The following is a 22,064-nucleotide window of genomic DNA, read 5'->3' as shown; positions in this document are numbered from 1 at the left end:
ACCGGTACGCAGAGAGGTCGATGGGCGGCCAGCGTCCGGCATCGCGGCCGAATCAGGATCGTGGAATCCGACCCCTAAACACCGCGCCGCCACATCCGATGTGGAATGTCGGCATGTTGTGTCGAATTTGTAATCGTTCATTACGTCTGCGTGCCCGCTGTGCGCGCTGGATCCGGTAAGACTGACCGGTCGGCATGCCGGGGGCCGACTCCTCGGACGGAATCGCGCGACCCGCAAGGCGCGCGGCCGACGCCCGGCACCGCGCCGGACGGCCGCTGCGGCCGCGTGCAATTGCAATTTGCAACAAATGCACGATACGCGCGGGGCGGGTTTTCGCTACATTGCTTGCATGCGACGTGCATGCCCGCCGTTGCCGACAGGAGCGCCTAAAATACCGCTCCAGCAGGAGAATCGAAGTGAAAAAGCTCATTCCGTTCATCGCCGCCGCCGCGCTGGGCCTGGGTGCCGCAAGCGCCGCGCAGGCTCACGTGTCGATCGGGGTCGGCATCGGCATCCCGGTCGCACCCGCTTACCCCGTCTACGCACCGCCGCCGCCCGTGTACTACGCGCCGCCGCCTCCGCCCGTCTATTACGCGCCGGCGCCGGCCTACTATGCGCCGCCGCCCGCGGTGGTCGTCGGCGGCTACTACGGTCGCCCGTACTGGCGCCATGGTTACGGCGGCTGGGGCCATCACGGCTACTGGCGTCGCTGATTCGTCTCCGCGCGGCCTGACCGCGCGCGGCAAAACGGCGCAACGTCCCGCGAGGGGCGCTGCGCCGTTTTTCATTGGGGCTGTGACATATGGCGCCGTCGCCGGCGCGGCCGCGATTACACCGCGTGCACGATCAGGTCGCGGTAGCCGCCGACGATCACGCTGTACGAGAAGTACGCGAACAGCAGCGCCGACGCGACGTGACACGCCCGCATCAGCCCGGCGCCCGCGCGCTTGCGGCCCTGGCTCGCGAGCGTGCACATGAAGAGCGTCCACGCGAGGCCGCCGAGGAAAAAGCCCGACAGGAACACCGACGCGGTGGCCGGCGTGGTCGCACCGGCTTTCGCGATCAGCGCACCGCCGACCGCCGCGAACCACAGGATCGCGCTCGGCGACGACATCGCGAGCAGCATCCCGCGCAGAAAGCTGCGCCGCGCGCTCGCCCGTGGTTGGGGTGCGTCGTCCGCGTCGTCGTTGGTCGACTTCGCGGGTGTCAGTGCTTCGCGCGCCATCTTCCACGTCAGGAACAGCAGCACCGCGCCGCCGCCGATCCACACGATCCAGCGCACGGGTTCGAACTGCAGCAGCACGGCCATCCCCGCGAGCGCGAGCGCCGCGTAGACGAGATCGCCGACGCACGACCCGACGCCGAGCCAGAAGCCCGGCCGGAAGCCATGCGACAGCGTGAGCGACAGCATCGCGACGTTCACGAGGCCGATGTCGAGACACAACGACAGCGACAGAAAGAATCCGTCGGACAGCATGGAGGCGGGTGGAAAGCTCATCTTCTGGGTGCCTGCGGCGATTGCGATGCGCGGGCCGGCGCGCGCCGGCCGTGTGGCGTCAGAGGCCGATCTCCTGCCACAGCCGGTCGACGCGCGCCTTCACGGCCGCGTCCATCTCGATCGGGCGGCCCCATTCGCGGCTCGTTTCGCCCGGCCACTTGTTGGTCGCGTCGAGCCCCATCTTCGAGCCGAGTCCGGCCACCGGCGACGCGAAGTCGAGATAGTCGATCGGCGTGCTGTCGACCATCACCGTGTCGCGCACGGGGTCGACACGTGTCGTGATCGCCCAGATCACTTCCTTCCAGTCGCGGATGTTCACGTCCTCGTCGACGACCACGATGAACTTCGTATACATGAACTGCCGCAGGAAGCTCCACACGCCGAACATCACGCGCTTCGCATGGCCCGCGTAGCTCTTCTTCATCTGGACGATGGCCATCCGGTAGCTGCAGCCTTCGGGCGGCAGGTAGAAGTCGGTGATTTCCGTGAACTGCTTCTGCAGCAGCGGCACGAACACCTCGTTGAGCGCGACGCCGAGCACCGCGGGCTCGTCGGGCGGCTTGCCCGTGTAGGTCGAGTGGTAGATCGCGTCGCGGCGCATCGTGATGCGCTCGACGGTGAACACGGGAAACCACTCCTGCTCGTTGTAATAGCCGGTATGGTCGCCGTACGGCCCTTCGAGCGCGTGCTCGTATGCGGCCGCCGCATGGCCGGCCGGGCGTGGCGGCGCGCCGGCCGGAGCGGGGCCGGGAGCGCCTTCCTGCGGATGAATGAAGCCTTCGAGCACGATCTCCGCGCGCGCCGGCACCTGCAGCGTGTCGACGCCGGGCGTCAGGCACTTCGCGAGTTCCGTGCGGCTGCCGCGCAGCAGGCCGGCGAACTGATACTCGGACAGCGAATCGGGCACCGGCGTCACCGCGCCGAGCGTCGTCGCCGGATCGGCGCCGAGCACGACCGCGACCGGATACGGCTTGCCCGGGTTCTGCAGCGCGAACTCGCGGAAGTCGAGCGCGCCGCCGCGATGGGCGAGCCAGCGCATGATCAGCTTGTTGCGGCCGATCAGCTGCTGACGGTAGATGCCGAGATTCTGGCGCGACTTGTTCGGCCCGCGCGTGACCGTCAGGCCCCACGTGACGAGCGGCCCCGCATCGCCGGGCCAGCAGGTCTGGATCGGCAGCTTGTCCAGATCGACGTCGGCGCCTTCCCAGACGATCTCCTGGCACGGCGGCGACGACACCGACTTCGGCGCCATGTCCCACACCGCCTTCGCGAGCGACAGCAGCTTGCCGGCGTCCTTCAGGCTCTTCGGCGGATCGGGTTCCTTCAGCGCGGACAGCAGGCGTCCGAGATCGCGCAGCGAGCCGAGCGCGGCATCGTCGCCCGCATCGACGCCCATCCCGAGCGCGACGCGGCGCGGCGTGCCGAACAGGTTGCCGAGCACCGGAAACGCGTTGCCGGGCGGCGCGTTGAACAGCAGCGCGGGGCCGCCGGCGCGCAGCACGCGGTCGCACAGCTCGGTCATTTCGAGCACGGGCGACACGGGCTGCGTGACGCGCCGCAGCTCGCCGAGCGCCTCGAGGCGCTGAATGAAATCGCGTAAGTCTTTGTATTTCATGAAGAAGGTCCGAGCTACCCGCAGGGACGGGCAGCGATGGGCGGGCGCAGCGGCCGGCTGCGACCCCGAATCGACCGACGATTTTACCCGCGCAGCCGCCCGGCCGCCCGGCGCAGAAAAAAGTCGACCGCGCGCAAACCCCCTACGGCACGGGGATTGCGTTCTGAAGAGGGGTTTTAAATTACTTTTTGTTATAGTTTTTAAGTTTTATAGTGTTGACGATCTATAAAACCCTGCTAGAATCCGCTCACATTGGTTGCAGGGTAAAAGGCTTCGAGCCGCCAATCACCGATCTTTGACGCAGCGCGTCACCGTCCGCCGAATCCTGCACGGCGTCTTCGACGGCTTATGTCGTAGTCCCAGCCAGCGCCACCAGACGCTGGTTTTTTGCGTGGGTGCCACCGCGTATGCCCGCCTCGCCCAGTGTGCGAAGGCGCCGGCCTTCTTACACCGTGGCCTCGAACGGTACTTATACCGTTTCCCCGATGCTTGCGCGTCCCAACCAAGGCGTGCGGCGTCGTGATTCCGCGGCGCGTTTTCTGTCTCGCCATCGAGCTGAGCGAGCCGCACGAGTCATGTTCATGGGAGATGATCTGAATGAACGCTTGGTTATCGTGGCGTCCCACTGAGCAGCATGCGCAAATCGTGCGCAACTTGCTGCGTCGCGGGACGCGTGTCAGTCACCATCTATTCAGCGTTGTCGGCTGTTTCGCTGTCGCGGTTGCGCTTGCACTGTGGCTGCTGCCAACCGTCCGCGGCACGCTCGCCGCGAAGCTGATGCCGGTCGTGTCCGCGGCCGTGCAGGCCGGTCCGGCCCGTCTGCTGTCCGGCCATCCGCTGCCGAACTTCGCGCCTGCCGGCGCGCAGCCGCAGCAGGAAGACACACCGGAAGCGGATGCGCTTGCGGTCGGCCTCGATGTCGCACCGGAAACCGCCGCACAGGGCGCTCAAGGCGCCCAGGGCGATGCGTCCGACGCGGCCCGCACCGGCCCGTCGCCCGTCGCACTGGCCAAGCTGATTCCGATTCAGCGCGTGGCGGCCGATGCCCGCGACGATCGCGCACTCGCGTCGAACCGCGAACAGGCGCTCGTCGCCACCTATCTGTCGCGCCGTTACCGCGTCGCGCAGGAGCCGCTCGGCCAGCTCGTCAAGGCCGCGTTCCAGACCGGGCGTGACGTCGGCCTCGATCCGTTGCTGCTGCTGTCCGTGATGGCGATCGAATCGGGCTTCAACCCGTACGCCGAAAGCGGCGTCGGCGCGAAGGGGCTGATGCAGGTGATGTCGAAGGTTCACTCCGACAAGTTCGAGTATTTCGGCGGCACCGACACCGCGCTGCAACCGCTCGCGAACCTGCAGGTCGGCGCCCTGGTGCTGAAGGACTGCATCGCGCGCGGCGGCTCGCTGGCGAGCGGCCTGCGCCTGTACAACGGCTCGACGAACCCTGACGACAACGGCTACGGCTCGAAGGTGATGGCCGAGCGCGGTCGCCTGCGCGACGTCGCGCGCGGCCGCAGCGTGCCGATCAACGCGCCGCAGGCGCCCGCGCAGCCCGCGAAGCCGATCGTCACCGCCGCTGCCGTGACGGCCGCGGCAGGCGGCGCGAAGCGCGTGCATGCGACGCTCGACGGCACGACGTCGATCAAGGCGGCGCCGAAGGAAGCGGCGTCGCAGGACGACGCCAGCGTCGATACCGCGAAGCAGTCGCACGGCGATCACTCGGAGCTCGGCGCGTAACGCGTCACGCGCTCCGCGCGGCTCCGGCCGGCAGGACATGCAAAAGGCACCCGAATCGGGTGCCTTTTCGTTTTGCGGGACGTGAAGCGGCCGGTGCGCCGGCCGTGGCGTCAGTGTTGGCCGAACAGCGTCGCGAGCCGGTCGACGGCCGCTTCGAGCCGCGAGTAGGCGGTCGCATAGGACAGGCGGATGTAGTCGCGCGGCGCATGGACACCGAAGTCCATCCCCGGCACCAGCACCACGCCTGCGTCGTGCAGCATCGCCCGCGTGAGCGCGGCGCTGTCGCCGGCCGCCGGGTGGGCGACGCCGCCGCAATGCGCATACACATAGAATGCGCCGTCCGGCATTACCGGCACCGTGAAGCCGAGCCGTTCGAGTGCCGGTGCGATGAAGTCGCGGCGGCGCTTGAATTCGAGCCGGCGCGTTTCGTAGATGTCGAGCGTCGCCGGCTCGAAGCAGGCGAGCGCCGCATGTTGCGCGAGCGCGGACGGGCAGATGAACAGGTTCTGCGACAGCTTTTCGAACGTGCCGACGAGCGCCGGCGGCACGACGAGCCAGCCGAGCCGCCAGCCCGTCATGCTGAAATACTTCGAGAAGCTGTTCACGGTGATCACGTCGTCGCCGAACGACAGCGCCGACACGGGCGCGGCGTCGTAGCTGAGCCCCTGGTAGATCTCGTCGACGATCGTGAAGCCGCCGCGTGCACGCACGGCTTCGACGATCCGCTTCAGTTCGTCCGGTTCGAGCGACGTGCCGGTCGGGTTCGACGGCGACGCGAGCAGCACGCCGCGCGTGCGGTCGTTCCAGTGCGTGCGGACGTCGTTTTCGGTGAGCTGGAAGCGCGCGTCCGGGCCGCTCGGGACGAGCACCGGGCGACCTTCGGCCGCCGCGACGAAGTGCCGGTTGCACGGGTACGACGGGTCGGGCATCAGCACTTCGTCGTCGCGGCCGACCAGCGCGAGGCACGCGAGCAGCAGCGCGGCCGATGCGCCGGCCGTCACGACGATCCGCTCGGGGGCGATCGCGAGGCCGTACGCGCGCGCGTAGTGCGCGGCGATCGCCTCGCGCAGCGGCGCGATGCCGAGCGCGCTCGTGTACTGCGTGACGCCACGGCGCAGCGCGGCCGCGGCGGCCTCGACAACCGGCTCCGGCGCGGTGAAATCCGGCTCGCCGATGCCCATGTGGATAACATCGCGCCCCAAGGACTCGAGCCGCTGTGCCTCCTTCATCAGTTCCATCACGTAGAAGGGCTGGATCGCGTCGACGCGTGCGGCGAGCGTGACGAGCGAATCGGCGGTGGTATTCATCGGCGGGCAGGGCGGAGGGAAAAGAATGAAAAACGGGCGCTTGCGCGCCCGTGGACAAACGAACGGTATCAGCCGTTGCGACGCGCCTGCGTTTCGGCGGGGCGCAGCTTCGCGGCCAGCTTGTCCAGCACGCCGTTCACGTACTTGTAGCCGTCGGAGCCGCCGAACGTCTTCGCGAGTTCGACGGCTTCGTTGATGATCACGCGGTACGGCGTTTCGACATGGTGCGTGAGCTCGAACGTCGCGATCAGCAGCACCGCGCGCTCGACCGGCGACAGCTGATCGATCGGACGGTCCAGCGACGGCGCCAGCGCTTCGACGAGCGTCGCATGCTCGCGGATCACGCCGTGCAGGATCGCTTCGAGCAGTTCCTTGTCAGCCTTGTCGTAACCGAGCGCGCCGCGCAGTTGCGCGTCGATCTCGCCGGAGGGCGCGTTCGACAGCAGCCACTGATACAGGCCCTGCGTCGCCAGCTCGCGCGATTGTCGGCGGGCGCTCTTCTTCATGCGCGCTCCTCTTCGTCGTCTTCGTCTTCCTCTTCGTCCTCGTCGTCGCCGAGCTGGTCGAGCGCCATCGTCAGGTTCGCCATCTCGACGGCGACGCGCGCGGCGTCACGACCCTTTTCGGTCATGCGCGCGACGGCCTGCTCGTCGTTTTCGGTCGTCAGGACCGCGTTCGCGATCGGCAGGTTGAAGTCGAGACCGATGCGGGTGATGCCCGCGCCGCTCTCGTTCGACACGAGTTCGAAATGGTAGGTCTCGCCGCGGATCACCGCGCCGAGCGCGATCAGTGCGTCGAACTGGCCGCTTTCGGCGAGCTTCTGCAGCGCGAGCGGGATTTCCAGCGCGCCGGGCACCGACACGAGCAGCACGTCTTCACCGGTGACGCCGAGGCGTTCCAGTTCCTCGACGCACGCGTCGGCGAGGCCGTTGCACACGGGTTCGTTGAAGCGCGATTGCACGATGCCGATACGCAGGCCGTCGCCTTCGAGATTCGGTTGGTATTGTCCGATTTCCATGATCTGGTCCGTGGTGTGGATGAACGGTTATAGGGCGAAAGCGCCGTGGCGGGTTACGCGTGGGACGCCGGGCAGGACGTGGCTTCGCCGCCGGGCATCGGAATGAAGCCCGTGACTTCGAGGCCGTAGCCGGACATGCTGCCCAGCTTGCGCGGATTCGACAGCACCTGCATCTTGCCGACGCCGACATCGCGCAGGATCTGCGCGCCGATGCCGAACGTCTTGAAATCGACCGGCCGGCGCTTGAGCGCAGCGGCCTTTTCTTCCTCGTCGAACGCCTTGAAGACGTCGATCAGGTGTTCCTTCGTATCGCCGCAGTTGAGCAGCACGATCACGCCGAGGTCGCGCGCCGCGATCTCGCGCATCGCCGCGTCGAGCGTCCACGAATGGGTCGACACGCCCGTCTCGAGCAGATCGAGCACCGACAGCGGCTCGTGCACGCGCGCCGGCGTATCGACGTCGGGCGTCGGCGTGCCGCGCACCAGCGCGATGTGCGGCGAGCCGCTCGGCTGGTCGCGGTACAGCACCGCGCGGAACGTGCCGTGCGCGGTTTGCATCGTGCGCTCGGCGATCCGCTCGATGATCGATTCGGTGCGGCTGCGGTACTGGATCAGGTCGGCGATCGTGCCGATCTTCAGGTTGTGTTCCTTCGCGAATTCGAGCAGGTCGGGCAGGCGCGCCATCGTGCCGTCGTCCTTGATCACCTCGCAGATCACCGCGGCCGGGGTCAGCCCCGCGAGCGCGGTGAAGTCGCAGCCGGCCTCGGTATGGCCGGCGCGCACGAGTACGCCGCCCGGCTGCGCCATGATCGGGAACACGTGGCCCGGCTGCACGATGTGCTCGGGGCGCACGTCGTGCGCGACCGCCGTGGCGATCGTGTGCGCACGGTCGGCGGCCGAGATGCCGGTCGTCACGCCTTCGGCCGCTTCGATGCTGACCGTGAACGCGGTGCCGTACTGCGTGCCGTTGCGATAGGTCATCAGCGGCAGGTGAAGCTGCTTGCAGCGTTCCTGCGTCAACGTCAGACAAATCAGGCCGCGGCCGTACTTGGCCATGAAGTTGATCGCTTCCGGCGTGACGAATTCGGCGGCGATCACGAGGTCGCCCTCGTTTTCGCGGTCTTCTTCGTCGACCAGGATCACCATCCGGCCGGCTTTCAGCTCGGCGATGATGTCGAGCGTGGAGGCGAGCGTCATAAGGGGGCGAGAAAGAGGAAAGTGCGTATTTTACGCCAGCCGGACGGCGTTTCGGCTGGCGCGGGCCGCGTGCGGCCGGCGAGGGCGCCGGAAAGCGCCGCGGCCGGCCTGCGCGCGGGTGCGGACGGTTGCGGGCCGGGCGTGTCCCGGCCGCGCGTCACGCGTGTTCGTTGCGCCCGCCGAGGTAATCGAGCTTGCCGAGTTCGACGCCGCTGTGGCGCAGGATGTCGTACGCGGTCGTCACGTGGAAGAAGAAATTGGGCAGCACGAAATTCAGCAGGTACGACTGGCCGGTGAACTCGATCGGGCCGACGCGCATCTTCAGCACGACCTGGCGCGCCTCGCTGCCGTCGATCTGCGCGGCGTCGAAGCTCTTCAGGTAGTCGATCGTCTTCTGAATGCGCGCATGCAGCTCGTCGAAAGTCTGCTCGACATCCGGGTAGCTCGGGATCTCGGCGCCGGCGAGCCGCGCGGCGCAGCCCTTGGCCGTGTCGGTCGCGATATAGACCTGGCGGACGAGCGGCAGCATGTCCGGGTAGAGGCGTGCGCCGATGAACACCGACGGATCGATCTGCTTTTCGGCCGCATGCGCCTGCGCTTTGCCGAGGATGTGTTGCAGGTTGGTGAGGCCGCGGATCAGGACGGGCAGCGAAGCCTGGTACATCGAGATGGACATGGGGACGACTCCAATGGGAAGAGGGGCGGCCGCTACGCGGCGCGTCGTGCGTGGCGGCGTGGAAACCGCTGTCGACGCATCTTAGCGCGATGGCATGACCCGTGCGCGTCGTTGGCCGTTCGGCCAGGTGTCGGCTGGCCGACGGGGCGGCCCGGCACGAAGTAGGGTGGGAGCAACGCCCGGTGGAGCGACAGGGCTGCGGCGACGCCCGGACAATGCCGGGCCGAACCGTCAGCCGTCATTTCATGTAGGGGACCGAGTTGGCCGATCAGTCCTGATGCACGCCCTGCGACGACGACAGCATCCGCTCCACATACCGCGCGATCATGTCGACTTCGAGGTTGACCTTGTCGCCGGCCTTCACGTGACGCAGCGTCGTGACTTCGACCGTATGCGGAATCAGGTTGATCGAGAATTCGCAGCCGTCCGCGCGGTCGTCGACCGTATTGACGGTCAGGCTCACACCGTTCACCGTGATCGAGCCCTTGTACGCGAGATAGCGGCCGAGTTCGCGCGGCGCGACGATCCGCAGTTCATGCGACTCGCCGACCGGCGCGAAGCGCGTGACGGTACCGAGGCCGTCCACATGACCCGACACGATATGCCCGCCGAGACGATCGTGCGCGCGCAGCGCCTTCTCGAGGTTCACTGCGCCGGGCTGCGCGAGGCCGACCGTCCGGTTCAGGCTTTCGCGCGACACGTCGACGTCGAACGTGGCGTCGGTCTTTTCGATCACCGTCATGCACGCGCCCTGGATCGCGATGCTGTCGCCAAGCGCGACATCGGCCAGGTCGAGCCCGCCGGCGTGCACGGTCAGCCGCACGCCGGCATCGGCCGACGTGCCGAGCGGGGCGATCGTTTCGATGCGGCCGACGGCCGCGACAATTCCGGTAAACATCGTGACGATTCCGTTCAGTGAGAGGCGTCGGGCGGCGCGATGCGCGCGAGGATCCGCAGGTCGTCGCCGATCCGCTCGATACCGTGGAACGACAGCCGCGTGCGCGCATCGAGGCTGGCCGGCGCGGCGAGATCGAACATGCCGGCCGCGTCGGCGCCCAGCAGGCTCGGCGCCAGATACACCAGCAATTCGTCGACGCAGTGCTCGCGCAGCAGCGAACCGTTCAGCTTGTGGCCGGCCTCGACGTGCAGCTCGTTGACGCCGCGCGCGCCGAGCGCCGCCAGCATCGCGGGCAGGTCGACCTTGCCGTGCGCATTCGCGAGCGGCACGATTTCCGCGCCGCGCGACTTCAGCACGTTCGCGCGGACTTCGCCGGCGGCGTCGAGCCGGCCGCAGAAGATCAGCAGCGGCGCGCCTTCGAGCAGCCGCGCGTCGAGCGGCAGGTCGAGGCGGCTGTCCACCAGGATGCGTTGCGGCTGGCGCGGCGTGTCGATGCCGCGCACGGTCAGCAGCGGATTGTCCTCGCGCACGGTGCCGATGCCGGTGAGGATTGCACACGCGCGTGCGCGCCATGCGTGCCCGTCGAGGCGCGCGGTCTCGCCGGTGATCCACTGGCTCTCGCCGGACGGCAGCGCGGTGCGGCCGTCGAGCGATGCGGCGGTCTTCATCCGCACCCACGGCCGGCCGCGCGTCATCCGCGACACGAACCCGATGTTCAGCTCGCCCGCTTCATGCGCGAGCAGCCCGCAGCGCACGTCGATGCCCGCATCGCGCAGCATCCCGAGGCCGCGGCCCGACACCTGCGGATTCGGGTCTTCCATCGCCGCGACGACCTTCGCGACGCGCGCGTCGATCAGCGCGTTCGCGCACGGCGGCGTGCGGCCGAAATGGCTGCACGGTTCGAGCGTCACGTAGACGGTCGAGCCCGCGACGTCGTAGCCGCGCGAGCGTGCGTCCTTCAGCGCCTGCACTTCCGCGTGGTCCTGGCCGGCCGGCTGCGTGAAGCCTTCGCCGATCACGTCGCCGTCCTTGACGATCACGCAGCCGACGCGCGGATTCGGCGCGGTCGTGTACATGCCGCGCGCGGCGAGCGCGAGCGCGCGCTGCATGTGGGCGAAATCGGTGTCCGAGAACATGCGCGCGCCCCCCGGGTCAGGCGGCGAGCGCCGCGAACGCGCGGCGCGCGGCCGCGAGCGTCGCGTCGATCACCGAGTCGTCGTGCGTGCTCGACACGAAGCCGGCTTCGTACGCGGACGGCGCGAAGTACACGCCCTCGTCGAGCATCAGGTGGAAGAAGCGGTTGAAGCGCTCGGTGTCGCTCTTCGTGACTTCCGCGAAGCTGGTCGGTACGCGCTCGGCGAAGTACAGGCCGAACATCGCGCCGATCGAATCGGCCGCGAACGGCACGCCGGCCGCGCGCGCTGCGGCCGCGAGGCCGTCGGCGAGCCGCTTGGTCTGCGCGGTGAGCGCGTCGTAGAAGCCCGGCGCCTGGATCAGTTGCAGCGTCTTCAGGCCCGCGGCGACCGCGATCGGGTTGCCCGACAGCGTGCCGGCCTGGTACACGCCGCCGAGCGGCGCGAGATGGGCCATGATGTCGCGGCGGCCGCCGAACGCGGCGGCCGGCATCCCGCCGCCGATCACCTTGCCGAGGCAGGTCAGGTCGGCCGCGATCCCGTAGTGCGCCTGCGCGCCGCCGAGCGCGACGCGGAACCCGCACATCACCTCGTCGAAGATCAGCACGGCGCCATGCTTCGTGCACAGCGCGCGCAGCGCGTTCAGGAATTCGGGCGTGCCGCGCACGAGGTTCATGTTGCCGGCGACCGGCTCGACGATCACCGCGGCGATCTCGTCGCCGAACGCGCCGAACGCCTCTTCCAGCGCGGCGACGTTGTTGTATTCGAGGACGGTCGTATGCTTCGCGATGTCGGCGGGCACGCCGGCCGACGTCGGATTGCCGAACGTCAGCAAGCCCGAGCCGGCCTTGACCAGCAGGCTGTCCGCGTGGCCGTGGTAGCAGCCCTCGAACTTCACGATGCGGCTGCGGCCCGTGAAGCCGCGCGCGAGACGCAGCGCGCTCATCGTGGCCTCGGTGCCGCTCGACACCATCCGCACCTGTTCGATCGACGGCACGAGCTTGCAGATTTCCTCGGCGATCTCGATCTCGGCTTCGGTCGGCGCGCCGAACGAGAAGCCGTCGGCGAGCACGTTCTGCACGGCCGACAGCACGTCCGGATGGACGTGGCCGACGATCATCGGGCCCCACGAGCCGATGTAGTCGATGTACTGCTTGCCGTCGGCATCCCAGAAATACGGGCCTTGCGCGCGCGCGACGAAACGCGGCGTGCCGCCGACCGAGCGGAACGCACGCACCGGCGAGTTGACGCCGCCGGGAATGGTCTTCTGGGCGCGTTCGAAGAGGATCTGATTGTTGGACATGAGCGAAACCTGCGAGAGAAGGGCGCGGGGGCCAGTGCACGGGCCGCGGCGCCTGGGCGGAACGATCGTCTGATTGTACCGGAGACGCGCGCGCCAAGCCCGCCGGGCGGTCTGCGGCCTTTCGGCGCGCGACGGGGAGGGCCGAGCGGAAGGCGGCCCCGATTCGCCCCGGTTTTCGCTTATCGCGGCGGCTTGCGCTTGCCCGTCAGCTCGGCCCAGCGCTTTTCGAGCGGACCTTCGACCATCGGCTTGATCGACGTGCCGGAACTCTGCGCGTCCCACGTCTGCACCGAGTACGGATGCACACGCAGCGCATCACGCGGAATCACGACATCCTGATGCGCGTCGACGAGCCAGTCGTACACGAAGTCGATGCACAGCCGGTAGCCGCGCTTGGTCGACGGATCGGGCACCTCGTACGGCGCGCGCGTCACATAGCCGGAGCCGAACACGCCCTTCGGTTCCTTCGCGACGCGGTGCAGGAACACGCGGTCGCCCGGCAGGATGCCGCGCGCGAAGCCGCAGCCCCACACGTCATGCACGGCCTCGCCGGCCTTCACGCGCGCGGCGACGTCGGGCAACTCGGGCCATGGCCATTTCTTGGGGCTCCAGATCAGCAGGAAAGCGGTCATCGGTTCGGTCGTGCGTCGAATTGATCAGACAAGAGGGGCGAGCAGCAGCAAGCTTAATCGAATCGGCCGGCGCGCTCGTTCGGCGCATGGCGAGTGTGGGCGTATCTCCGCCCGCCGCCGCACCGGGCTCGAGGCAGGCAAAAAAGTTGCGCGTACAATCATGGACCTGAGCGCGCCGCTTGCGGCGCGGCCTCCCGTCTTCACCGTCACGCGCGCTTCGATGCGCGCGGGCTCCCATTCCGGATACCCATGTCTCACGTCGTCCGGCGCCGGCCCGATGCCCGGCTGATCCTGTTGCTCGGCGCGCTCGCGGCCTGCGGGCCGATCGCCACCGACATGTACCTGCCGAGCCTGCCGTCGATCGCCGCCGGCTTCTCCGTCAGCCCCGGCGCCGCGCAACGCACGCTGACGAGCTTCATGGCCGGCTTCTCGATCGGGATGCTGCTGTACGGCCCGCTGTCCGACACGTGGGGCCGCCGTCCCGTGCTGCTCGGCGGGATCGCGCTGTTCACGCTCGCGAGCATCGGCTGCTTCGTGTCGGGCTCGATCGACATGCTGATCGTCGTGCGCTTTTTGCAGGCGCTCGGCGCCGGCGCCGCGTCGGTGCTCGCGCGGGCGATCGCGCGCGACGCGCACGAGCCGAGCGACGCGGCGAAGGTGCTGTCGATGGTCGCGATCGTCACCGCGGTCGGGCCGCTGCTCGCGCCGCTGATCGGCGGCCAGATCCTGCGTTTCTCCGGCTGGCGCGGCGTGTTCGTCGTGCTGGCCGTGTTCGGCGCGATATGCGCGACGACCGCGTACCTGCGCGTGCCCGAAACCTGGCCGAAGGAGCGGCGCAAGAGCGCGGCCGTACTCGCGTCGTTCGCATCGTACGGGCGCATTCTGTCCGACCCCGTCGCATGGGGGCACATGCTGTGCGGCGGGATGGCGTTCGCGTCGATGTTCTCGTACATCACCGCGACGCCGTTCGTGTACATCGAGTATTTCCACGTGTCGCCGCAGCACTACGGGCTGCTGTTCGGCCTGAACGTCGTCGGGATCATGATCGGCAACTTCGCGAACACGCGGCTCGTCGGCCGCATCGGCTCGCTGCGCATCATCTCGGCCGCGTCGCTCGTGAGCTGCATCGCGTCGCTCGCGGTCGCGTTCGTCGCGCTGACGGGGTTGGGCGGGCTGTGGTCGATCGTCGTGTGCCTGTTCTTCGTCGTCGGCGTGGTCGGGATCCTGTCCGCGAACTGCACGACCGACCTGATGCACCGCTATCCGCACAACGCGGGCGCGTCGGCGGCCGTGTTCGGCGCGATGCAGCTCGCGCTCGGCGCGCTCGCGAGCGTCGCGATCGGCGCACTCGCGGACGGCACGCCGTTCGCGATGGGCGTGACGATCGGCGTTACCGGCGTGCTGTGCTTCGTCGGGCGCTATCTGGTGCTGCGCTGGCATGGACGGCCGGTGAAGGCGGGCGCCTGAGCGGCGCGGCGGAACTGGCGGAGGGCGCGAGTATGTCGACGATATTCGCGCAACCGGCAACCCGAGCGAACACCATGCCGATGTAACCCGGTCAGCCGGCGACGCGGGTCATTTCCGCGTCCGCATCACTTGGAACGGTCTGACGAGCGATTGTCGAGTCGATAGCTGCGCTTCGGGTGGGGCACGACACACACGGAGCAGCGGATTTTGTCTCATGGCGGACTCCAGAGGTATGCATGGATCCGACGCATCGCCTAAACAATAAACCGGTCTATTTGGCGAGGTGCAATCAGCGTGGCAGGCTTTCCAAACGCTGATTGTTCCACTCTCCATCCAAAATAGCCTGATAGAGCATGCCTAGAGTCAGTGGCACTTTGTCATACTTTTTTCGGTGTTTTCTGGAGAAGACCATCCGCGCCACTTCAATCAAGCTAAAGCCCTCTCCCGAGAAGTAGCGATTGAACTCAAAATCTCCAACTTGCACCGGAAATTTATCGAAGAAGCGCTCCATGAACTCGACCGCATCGTCGCCAGTGATATCCAAATCACCCTCGATGGCATGATTTTTTGTGAGAATTTTCTTGGGACTAACGCCGGCCTCCCTTCTCACAAAATCTTCAAACTCGTTCCATGTGAACTGGCTCATCAGAATACCTTGTCTTCAGGCTTAACAAGCGCGTTATAGCGCGACACGGAACGAATGCTGATCGTCGTGACATCCTTGGCAGCAATGACCCAGCCAACGACAGGAACCGCGCGCCCAACGAAAACCCCAATGTTTCTTACCAGAATGAACTTCAAGCGCTTGACGCTGGCATTGGTCAGCGTTGGGAGGATCTTCTTCTTCAAATCGTAGTCCAGATACTTGCGACTCAATATCGACGCAACAGAAGTACCCGGCGTGGTACCAAAGGGCTTCGCTCGTGTTGGCATCCAATTTTGACCGGCCACAATCGCAACCACTGCTGCTACATCGTCAACACCAAGCTCCTTGCATGTCTCATCGATAAAGACGAGAAAAAACAGCTCCATCGGCGTGAGATCTCGATGTGTACCAAAGGCATAGGTATTGTTCATTATAGTATTCCTCTCTCAGGCTATCGACGAGGCTGATACCTCGAAGAGAACGATCCCCTGCCTACCGTCCAGGGTACTGGCTCCCAGCGAAGGCGGGAATTTGATCCCTTCTGCTTTGTCCCATCGCTGGATATTGGTGGCCACGTTGGCCCCAATCGTTAGCGCAACTTGCTCCGCGGAATTTATCGGCGCGTAAATGCGCATTGCTGCTGCCCATGCGGCTGAAAAACGTGGTCTAGGCATATCCCTCTCCGCAAACTGGATGAACATGATGCTGTCGATGCGAATCGGGGTTCTGTGAGAAACGTGTCATTTCTCGCGTCGGACCGGGATGGCGGCATCACGCGGAGTGAAGGAAGTTACCGAGCCTGGGCAACTGCTGACAATTGGACTTGTTCGAAAATGGGAGCGTGTACGAACGTATGACGTCACGCGCGCCCTCGGCAGAAGGCATCGTCGATGCATGCCGAGTCGCTGTGGTTCCGGGGGCGCTCATGCAAAACACCCCGAACGCCGGGCTTGAATCCAGCGTTCGGGGTGTCGTGGGTCGACGGTGTTTCGCCGAAGCGTCAGTCCCGCGCGACGTCCTTCGCCGCCGGCGACGCGCCGTGGCTCAGCCAGTCGAGCACGTCGGCCGTTTCGTCGTCGTTCGCCCGCGCGCGCGCCTGCGCGACGGCCTCCGGCAATTCGCCGTTGGTCGACGCGCGACGGATCGCGACGCCGACCGCGAGGATGTCGATCATCAGCAGATGCAGGACCCGCGAGATCATCGACAGCTGCGACTCGCGCATCTCGATGTGATCGGTCTCGAGCGCGACGGTCGCACGCTTCGCGAGCGGCGTGTTGCTCGACGTGATCGCGATCACCTTCGCGCCGGCCTGCATCGCGACCTCGAGCACGCGCAGCAGCTCGGGTGCGCGTCCCGACTTCGACACCGCGACGATCACGTCGCCCTTGCCGAGCAGCGCGGCCGACGCGGCCTGCATGTACAGGTCGCCGTACGCGATCGTCGGGATCCCGAAGCGGAAGAACTTGTAGTGCGCATCCTGCGCGACGATGTTCGAGTTGCCGAGCCCGTAGAACTCGATGCGGCGCGCGCCGTTCAGGATCTCGATCGCGTTCTCGACGTGCTCGAAATTCAGGTGCTCGCGCAGCTGCAGGATCGCGGACACCGTGTTGTCGAGCACCTTCGCGCCGAAGTCGGTGGCCGTATCGCCGAGATGCACCTGGCTGTGGCTCATCGGGATCGTGCCGGTGAGGCCGGTCGCGAGCTTCAGCTTGAAATCCGACAACCCCTGGCAGCCGAGCGAGCGGCAGAAGCGGATCACCGTCGGCTGGCTCACGTCGGCCTTGCGCGCGATGTCGACGATCGGGTCGTTGATGATCGAGCGCGGATGGTTCAGCGCGAGATCGGCCACGCGGCGCTCGGCCGGCGTCAGCGCGTCGCGCATCTGGCGGATCCGCTCGAACACGGCCGACGACGCGCCGCCGGAACGATTCGACAGCTGCTCCGCGAGGATGGCCGATACGCCGAGGAACGCCGGGTATTCGGCGGTGATCAGGTAGGTCGGGATGTTCTCGAGATAGTGCGTGAAGCGGCCCTTCGCCTCGAAGCGCGCGCGGAACGACGAGCGCGTGAACAGTTCGCCGAGCTTCAGCGCGACGCCGCCGCCGATGTACACGCCCCCGAGCGCGCCGAGCGTGAGCGCGACGCTGCCGGCGAACGCGCCGAGAATCCCGCAGAAGCATTCGACCGTCTCGAGCGCAAGCGCGTCGCCCGCATGCGCGCGCTCGACGATCTCGACCGTGTCGACGGACGCGGCCACCCGCTTCTTGTCGCGCGCGGCGAGCGCGCGATAGATGATCTCCATGCCCGGGCCCGCGCACACGCGTTCGAACGACACGTGCGGAAACTTCTTGCGCGCATACTGCAGCACCAGATCCTCGCGCTCGTCCTGCGGCGCGAACGATGCGTGACCGCCTTCGCTGCCGAGCGCGATCCAGCGGTCGTCGGCCGGGATCAGCCCCGACACGCCGAGCCCGGTACCGGGCCCGAGCAGACCGATCACGCTGTTCTGGCGGCGCGCGCCGCCGCCCACCTGTACGCGCTGCGCATCGGTCAGGCCCGGCAGCGCCATCGCGAGCGCGGTGAAGTCGTTGACGACCAGCAGCGTGTCGAAGCCGAGCGCGCGGCGCGTTGCCTCGATCGAGAAGCTCCAGTCGTGATTGGTCATCGTGACCTGGTCGCCGTCGACCGGGTTTGCGATCGCGATCGCCGCGTGGTTCACGCGGCTGATCTTCACGTCCTTCAGATACTTGCGGATCGCGTCGGTGATCGTCGGATAGTCGGCGCCGGGATACACGCGGATCTGCGTGATCTCGCCCGGGCCGGTTTCCAGCGCGAAGCGCGCGTTGGTGCCGCCGACGTCCGCGAGCAGGCGCGGGCCGTCGGCATGCTGACCCGCGACGACCGCCTTACTTTGCGCACCAGTAGACATCGAGCTGGGTCCCCTTGTCGTTGGCCAGTTGGGAAATCGCGTTCTTCTGCAGCGACGCGGCCGCGGCGTCGAGCACGTCGCGTTTGCGGGCGCCCGCGATCAGCAGGAACAGCCGGTCGACACGCTTCAGCGCGTCGAGCGAATAGCTCACGCGTGCATGGGGCGCGGCGCCCGGATGCACGGCGACGAACCGCTCGGGCGTCGTGATCGCGTGGTCCCATTCGGGCGCGTCGGCGAAGATCGACGCGGTGTGGCCGTCCTCGCCCATGCCGAGCACGGCGACGGTCGGCACGCGGTAGTCGGCGTTCGCGTTGAGCGCGGCGACGTGCGCGTCGAGCGTGGTGCGCGTGTCGACGAGCGGCAGGAAGCGGGCAGGGGCCGCCGCGTGTTGCAGCAGCGTGTCGCGCACGAGCTGCGCGTTGCTGGCCGCGTCGTCGTCCGGTACCCAGCGGTCGTCGACCAGCGTGACGTCGACGCCGGCCCAGTCGAGCGCCGCGTGCGACAGCGTGTGCAGGAACGGGCGCGGGCTGGTGCCGCCGGACACCGCGAGCGTCGGACGCGCGGGGCGGGCGAGCGCCGCGCGCAGCGCATCGCCGACGGCGCGCGCGAGCGCTTCGCTTTGCGCTTCCTGGGTGTCGAAAGCGTGGATCTCGATCACATCTCCTCCGGACTGCTTTGTCTGTTCAAATCGTACGAATCGTGACGCACGTTGCCGCGTACGGTGGCGTACGCGGCAACGGTTTGTATCAGTTTTCTTCTTCGAGCCAGCAGGTGTCGTGCTGCGCGAGCATCGCGCTCGACGCGGCCGGCCCCCACGTGCCCGCCGCATACGGCTTCGGCGGCTTCAGCGTGCGCGCCCATTCGTTCAGGATCGGCTCGACCCACTGCCATGCGGCTTCCTGTTCGTCGCGACGCACGAACAGCGCGAGCCGGCCGTTGATCACGTCGAGCAGCAGGCGCTGGTACGCCTCCATCTGCCCTTCCTTGAAGAACTGGTCGAACGCGAGATCGAGGTGCACGCTCGCGAGATTCATCCCTTCGCCCGGCTGCTTCGCGAGACAGTACAGGCGGATCGTCTCGTTCGGCTGCAGCCGGATCACGAGACGATTCGCACCGGCGCGCAGCGCGGAGGCCCCAAGCGCCGAGTGTGGCACCGGGCGGAAGTTGACGACGATCTCCGCGACGCGGTCGGCCAGACGCTTGCCGGTGCGCAGGAAGAACGGCACGCCGGCCCAGCGCCAGTTCTCGATCTCGACTTTCAGCGCGACGAAGGTTTCGGTCTGGCTGTCGGGCTTCACGCCCGGCTCGGTCGCATAGGCCGGCACCTGCGCGCCCTTGATCACGCCCGCATGATACTGGCCGCGCACGGCAACCTTGCCGATGTCGCGCGGGTCGACCGGCTTCAGCGCACGCAGCACGCGCAGCTTTTCGTCGCGCACCGAGTCGGAATCCATCGAGTGCGGCGGCTCCATCGCGACGATCGACAACAACTGCAGCAGGTGGTTCTGCACCATGTCGCGCAGTGCGCCCGTATTGTCGTAGAAATCGCCGCGCGCCTCGACGCCGAGCTCCTCGGCGATCGTGATCTGGATGCTCTCGACCCATTCGCGGCGCCACAGCGGCTCGAACAGCGCATTGCCGAAGCGCAGCGCGAGCAGGTTCTGTACCGGCTCCTTGCCGAGGTAGTGGTCGATCCGGTAGATCTGGCCTTCCGCGAAGATCTCGCCGACCGCGTCGTTGATCGCGTTCGACGATTTCAGGTCGTAGCCGAGCGGCTTCTCGAGCACGATGCGCGAGCCTTCGCTCAGGCCGACCGACGCGAGCGCGTTGCAGATCGGCACGAACAGCGACGGGCCCGTCGCGAGATAGAACACGCGGATGCCGGGCAGCGACGCGATCGCGTCGCGCAGCACGACGTAGTCCTCCGCGCGGCCGAGATCGAGCTTCACGTACTCGATGCGGTCGAGAAACGACTTCCATGCCGCGTCGTCGAATGCGTTGCCGGCCGCCTTCGCCGCATGCGGCTTCACGTGCGTGTCGACCCATTCGAGATAGGCCGCCCGATCCGATTCGTGTCGCGCCACGGCGACGATCCGGCCGCTCGCCGCCAGCATGCTCGCGCGGTGCGCTTCGAACAGCGCGGGCAGGATCTTGCGCATCGACAAATCGCCGGTGCCGCCGAAAAGTACGAAGGTAAAGCTGGAATCGGTATGCATGTGTCTCCGCCGTGTTGGGGGTGCTCGGAAGCGATCCGTAGTGCGATAAAAATATTTTTGACACTGAATTGTAGTTTAACTACAATCCGCCGCAAGGGGTAGCACCTGGGTGAAGAAAAAAAGAAGTGCGGTCGATGAACTGCGCGAGCTTCGCCTTCGGGAACGCCTTGTGCCGAATGTTATCGGACATTGGCGGCGCGCATCGTTGGCGCGCCGTCGGCCCCGGGCTCGCGTCGCATCATCGCGGCGGGCCAGAAACACAAAGAGGAGACACGCCGTTGAATCTCGATTCACGCTTTCTGTAAGAGCCCGGCCGGTCATCGGCCCCGTACGCTGCATGCGTCCCGCGGCTCGATTTCCCCGTCGTTATCAAGAAGCCGGTTCCCGGTCAGGGAACCTCACGAGTTGATTCAGTCTGGAGGAGATAAGTAATGAAAGTTCGCTCGATCATGGGCGCGCTCTGCGCCGCAGGCCTGATGGCTGGCGCCGTGGCGGCGCAGGCAGCCGAGAACGTAACCGTGCTGCACTGGTGGACCTCGGGCGGCGAGTCGAAGGCCGTCGGCGTGCTGAAGGACGACCTGCAGAAGCAGGGCTACGTGTGGAAGGACTTCGCGGTCGCGGGCGGCGCCGGCGCCGCGGCGATGACCGCGCTGAAGACCAAGGTGATCAGCGGCGATTCTCCGTCGGCTGCGCAGATCAAGGGCCCGCTGATCCAGGACTGGGCCGACCAGGGCGTGCTCGTCAACATCGATTCGGCTGCCGGCGACTGGAAGCAGAACCTGCCGCCGGAAATCGACAAGATCATCAAGTACAAGGGCCATACCGTCGCCGCGCCGTTCTCGGTGCACCGCGTCAACTGGCTGTACATCAACAAGGCCGCGCTCGACAAGGTCGGCGCGAAGGTGCCGACCACCTGGCCGGAATTCTTCGCGGTGGCCGACAAGCTGAAGGCCGCGGGCATCCAGCCGGTCGCGATGGGCGGCCAGCCGTGGCAGGACCTGACGCTGTGGGAAGACGTCGTGCTGTCGCAGGGCCCGGCGTTCTACAAGAAGGCGCTGGTCGACCTCGACCAGGCGACGCTGACGTCGCCGCAGATGCTGTCGGTGTTCGACACGGTGCGCAAGATCCAGGGCTACTTCGACACCGGCCGTAACGGCCGCGACTGGAACCTCGCGACCGCGATGGTCATCAACGGCAAGGCCGGCATGCAGTTCATGGGCGACTGGGCGAAGGGCGAGTTCGAGAACGCCGGCAAGAAGGCGGGCAAGGACTACGTGTGCGCGCCGGTGCCGGGCACCGCGAATTCGTACACGTTCAACGTCGACTCGTTCGTGTTCTTCCAGCAGAAGGGCGAGAAGAACGCGACGCCGGGCCAGCTCGCGCTCGCGAAGACGATCATGACGCCGGACTTCCAGGAGCAGTTCAGCCTGCTGAAGGGTTCGGTGCCGGTCCGTCTCGGCGTGAAGATGGACAAGTTCGACGATTGCGCGAAGAAGTCGTACGCCGACGAGCAGACCGCGATCAAGTCGGGCGGCTTCGTGCCGTCGCTCGCGCACGGCATGGCGCAAGGCGACGCGACCGCCGGCGCGATTACGGACGTCGTGACGAAGTTCATGAACTCGCAGCAGGATTCGAAGAGCGCGGTCGCCGCGCTCGCGAAGGCCGCGAAGGTCAAGTAACGCGCGCCAGGCGCCCGGCCGGAAACGCTTCGTCGGCCGGGCGTTTTTGCATGTGCAGCAAACGGGCTCGCCCGCGGGCCCGTGCCGTACCCGGCGCCGGCCCGGCCTGCGTCGCCC

General features: G+C 67.0%; 20 protein-coding genes. 4 read left to right on the top strand and 16 right to left on the bottom strand.

Annotation, left to right across the window (positions count from 1 at the left end):
- The first annotated feature begins 416 nt into the window (after positions 1 to 416).
- The gene (locus A9Z05_RS29285) at positions 417 to 713 is read left to right on the top strand and encodes a hypothetical protein (RefSeq protein WP_006488565.1); all 297 of its coding nucleotides are present in this window, start codon (positions 417 to 419) and stop codon (positions 711 to 713) included.
- 116 nt (positions 714 to 829) lie between these two features.
- Here A9Z05_RS29285 and A9Z05_RS29280 read toward each other — a convergent pair whose 3' ends face one another.
- The gene (locus A9Z05_RS29280) at positions 830 to 1,498 is read right to left on the bottom strand and encodes a LysE family translocator (RefSeq protein ID WP_069621145.1); all 669 of its coding nucleotides are present in this window, start codon (positions 1,496 to 1,498) and stop codon (positions 830 to 832) included.
- Positions 1,499 to 1,556: 58 nt separating this feature from the next.
- Positions 1,557 to 3,113 carry a UbiD family decarboxylase gene (locus A9Z05_RS29275; RefSeq protein ID WP_069621144.1) on the bottom strand — a complete coding sequence of 519 codons (1,557 nt, stop codon included), beginning with the start codon at positions 3,111 to 3,113 and terminating at the stop codon, positions 1,557 to 1,559.
- A gap of 597 nt (positions 3,114 to 3,710) precedes the next feature.
- On the opposite strand from A9Z05_RS29275, the gene A9Z05_RS29270 reads away from it, so the two are divergent.
- Positions 3,711 to 4,847 carry a lytic transglycosylase domain-containing protein gene (locus tag A9Z05_RS29270; RefSeq protein WP_069621143.1) on the top strand — a complete coding sequence of 379 codons (1,137 nt, stop codon included), beginning with the start codon at positions 3,711 to 3,713 and terminating at the stop codon, positions 4,845 to 4,847.
- Positions 4,848 to 4,957: 110 nt separating this feature from the next.
- Here the strand turns inward: A9Z05_RS29270 and A9Z05_RS29265 are convergent, their stop codons facing one another.
- From A9Z05_RS29265 to A9Z05_RS29225, 9 genes are all read right to left on the bottom strand, one after another.
- Positions 4,958 to 6,154, bottom strand: coding sequence for a pyridoxal phosphate-dependent aminotransferase (locus A9Z05_RS29265; protein ID WP_069621142.1), 1,197 nt, complete (start codon positions 6,152 to 6,154; stop codon positions 4,958 to 4,960).
- A 68-nt stretch (positions 6,155 to 6,222) separates the two neighbouring features.
- A complete protein-coding gene (gene nusB, locus A9Z05_RS29260; RefSeq protein ID WP_006476662.1) occupies positions 6,223 to 6,660 on the bottom strand; it encodes a transcription antitermination factor NusB in 438 nt (145 codons plus the stop codon).
- Complete coding sequence (gene ribH, locus A9Z05_RS29255; RefSeq protein WP_006476661.1) at positions 6,657 to 7,172, bottom strand: 6,7-dimethyl-8-ribityllumazine synthase; 516 nt, start codon at positions 7,170 to 7,172, stop codon at positions 6,657 to 6,659. The genes nusB and ribH overlap by 4 nt, the downstream gene beginning before the upstream one ends.
- Before the next feature lie 53 nt (positions 7,173 to 7,225).
- Entirely contained in the window at positions 7,226 to 8,368 is a 1,143-nt protein-coding gene (gene ribBA / locus A9Z05_RS29250) for a bifunctional 3,4-dihydroxy-2-butanone-4-phosphate synthase/GTP cyclohydrolase II (protein WP_069621141.1), read from the bottom strand.
- A 157-nt stretch (positions 8,369 to 8,525) separates the two neighbouring features.
- On the bottom strand, positions 8,526 to 9,044 hold the full coding sequence (locus A9Z05_RS29245) for a DUF1993 family protein (protein WP_069621140.1): 519 nt from the start codon (positions 9,042 to 9,044) through the stop codon (positions 8,526 to 8,528).
- Positions 9,045 to 9,312: 268 nt separating this feature from the next.
- The gene (locus A9Z05_RS29240; RefSeq protein ID WP_069621139.1) at positions 9,313 to 9,942 is read right to left on the bottom strand and encodes a riboflavin synthase; all 630 of its coding nucleotides are present in this window, start codon (positions 9,940 to 9,942) and stop codon (positions 9,313 to 9,315) included.
- A 14-nt stretch (positions 9,943 to 9,956) separates the two neighbouring features.
- Complete coding sequence (ribD, locus tag A9Z05_RS29235; RefSeq protein ID WP_069621138.1) at positions 9,957 to 11,078, bottom strand: bifunctional diaminohydroxyphosphoribosylaminopyrimidine deaminase/5-amino-6-(5-phosphoribosylamino)uracil reductase RibD; 1,122 nt, start codon at positions 11,076 to 11,078, stop codon at positions 9,957 to 9,959.
- 16 nt (positions 11,079 to 11,094) lie between these two features.
- On the bottom strand, positions 11,095 to 12,378 hold the full coding sequence (gene hemL / locus A9Z05_RS29230; protein WP_069621137.1) for a glutamate-1-semialdehyde 2,1-aminomutase: 1,284 nt from the start codon (positions 12,376 to 12,378) through the stop codon (positions 11,095 to 11,097).
- 179 nt (positions 12,379 to 12,557) lie between these two features.
- On the bottom strand, positions 12,558 to 13,010 hold the full coding sequence (locus A9Z05_RS29225; protein WP_012328082.1) for a hypothetical protein: 453 nt from the start codon (positions 13,008 to 13,010) through the stop codon (positions 12,558 to 12,560).
- 249 nt (positions 13,011 to 13,259) lie between these two features.
- Between A9Z05_RS29225 and A9Z05_RS29220 the strand changes: the two genes are divergently transcribed.
- Complete coding sequence (locus A9Z05_RS29220) at positions 13,260 to 14,477, top strand: Bcr/CflA family multidrug efflux MFS transporter (protein WP_069621136.1); 1,218 nt, start codon at positions 13,260 to 13,262, stop codon at positions 14,475 to 14,477.
- A 289-nt stretch (positions 14,478 to 14,766) separates the two neighbouring features.
- Here A9Z05_RS29220 and A9Z05_RS29215 read toward each other — a convergent pair whose 3' ends face one another.
- The 5 genes from A9Z05_RS29215 to zwf form a co-directional block, all read right to left on the bottom strand.
- Positions 14,767 to 15,123, bottom strand: coding sequence for a DUF1493 family protein (locus A9Z05_RS29215; RefSeq protein ID WP_069621135.1), 357 nt, complete (start codon positions 15,121 to 15,123; stop codon positions 14,767 to 14,769).
- Positions 15,123 to 15,554: an STM2901 family protein gene (locus A9Z05_RS29210; protein ID WP_069621134.1), complete on the bottom strand. Its 432-nt coding sequence runs from the start codon at positions 15,552 to 15,554 to the stop codon at positions 15,123 to 15,125. Before A9Z05_RS29210 ends, A9Z05_RS29215 begins: the two co-directional genes overlap by 1 nt.
- Positions 15,555 to 16,123: 569 nt before the next feature.
- Positions 16,124 to 18,052: a bifunctional transcriptional regulator/glucokinase gene (locus A9Z05_RS29205; protein ID WP_069621133.1), complete on the bottom strand. Its 1,929-nt coding sequence runs from the start codon at positions 18,050 to 18,052 to the stop codon at positions 16,124 to 16,126.
- Positions 18,030 to 18,710: a 6-phosphogluconolactonase gene (gene pgl / locus A9Z05_RS29200; protein ID WP_069621132.1), complete on the bottom strand. Its 681-nt coding sequence runs from the start codon at positions 18,708 to 18,710 to the stop codon at positions 18,030 to 18,032. The genes A9Z05_RS29205 and pgl overlap by 23 nt, the downstream gene beginning before the upstream one ends.
- 88 nt (positions 18,711 to 18,798) lie before the next feature.
- The gene (gene zwf, locus A9Z05_RS29195) at positions 18,799 to 20,268 is read right to left on the bottom strand and encodes a glucose-6-phosphate dehydrogenase (RefSeq protein ID WP_069621131.1); all 1,470 of its coding nucleotides are present in this window, start codon (positions 20,266 to 20,268) and stop codon (positions 18,799 to 18,801) included.
- Between the two features lie 431 nt (positions 20,269 to 20,699).
- Between zwf and A9Z05_RS29190 the strand changes: the two genes are divergently transcribed.
- Complete coding sequence (locus A9Z05_RS29190; RefSeq protein WP_006491170.1) at positions 20,700 to 21,947, top strand: ABC transporter substrate-binding protein; 1,248 nt, start codon at positions 20,700 to 20,702, stop codon at positions 21,945 to 21,947.
- The last annotated feature ends 117 nt before the right edge of the window (positions 21,948 to 22,064 follow it).

Origin of the sequence: Burkholderia sp. A2, from assembly GCF_001729305.1 — a bacterium.
GTDB classification, from domain to species: Bacteria; Pseudomonadota; Gammaproteobacteria; order Burkholderiales; family Burkholderiaceae; genus Burkholderia; species Burkholderia sola.
This window is presented reverse-complemented; position numbering and strand designations above follow the sequence as displayed.